The 278-nt window shown below is 68.3% G+C and carries 1 pseudogene; it reads right to left on the reverse strand.

The window, feature by feature from the left end:
• Nucleotides 1–278: pseudogene (locus AC0L3B_RS39410) on the reverse strand (hypothetical protein); the annotation flags it as partial.

Genomic DNA, 278 nt, shown 5'->3' on the forward strand with positions numbered 1-278 from the left:
GAAGTGTCCACCGCCGCCGACCAGGCCTCGGTCGCCGCCGGTTCCGGCCAGCAGGGCCTGGCGCGCATGGAAGAAACCATGCATTCGGTCATGGTGCGCACCAGGTCCTTGGAGGTCGCGGCAATTTCACGGGACGTGGCGCCGATTTCGGTGGTGGTGGCCGCCGTTTCGGTCGCGGTGGCCTGTTGCTGCTTGGAGGTGGCGGCAATCTCGGTCACCGACGTCGTGACCTGCACCGACGAGCGCTGCGCCTGGGACACCAGGGCGGTCAGCTCGGT

Source organism: Bradyrhizobium sp. Kon56, from assembly GCF_055807635.1.